The sequence below is a fragment of the Streptomyces sp. WG5 genome (genome assembly GCF_049974565.1).
Taxonomy (GTDB): Bacteria; Actinomycetota; Actinomycetes; order Streptomycetales; family Streptomycetaceae; genus Streptomyces.
Genome location: NZ_JBNGGC010000193.1, coordinates 1 through 540 on the forward strand (window position 1 = coordinate 1; position 540 = coordinate 540).

Genomic DNA, 540 nt, shown 5'->3' on the forward strand with positions numbered 1-540 from the left:
CACGTCCGCGAGGCCGTGCGCTTCCTGGACGGTGTTCGTGTCCTGGAGGCCGAAGGAGTCACGACCTACCTGGAGCTGGGTCCGGACGGTGTGCTGTCGGCGATGGCGCAGGAGTGCGCGACGGGCGAAGACGTGGCCATCGTTCCCGTGCTGCGCAAGGGCCGGTCCGAGGTCGAGACCGCCGTCACTGCTCTGGCGCAGGCCCACGTGCGAGGCGTCGAGGTCGACTGGCGGAAGTTCTTCGCCGGGACCGGTACGCGACGGGTGGACCTGCCGACGTACGCCTTCCAGCGGAAGCGCTACTGGCCGGAGGCGGCACCGACTGGCAACGCTCTGCCGGGCGGAGCCGTGGGCGCCGTGGATGCCCGGTTCTGGGACGCCGTCGAGCGCGAAGACCTCACGTCCCTAGTGACCGCCCTTGGCACCGACGACGAGACCGCTTGGGCGAGTGTCCTGCCTGGTCTGTCGGCGTGGCGTCGGCAGGGTCGGGAGCGGTCGGAGGTGGACGGCTGGCGGTACCGGGTGGTGTGGAAGCCGCTG

At 70.9% G+C, this 540-nt stretch carries 1 protein-coding gene; it reads left to right on the forward strand.

Annotated elements, in window-relative coordinates:
- Positions 1 to 540, forward strand: a 540-nt coding sequence (locus ACP4IX_RS36570; protein WP_426558999.1) for a hypothetical protein, incomplete at both ends; no start/stop codon positions are given.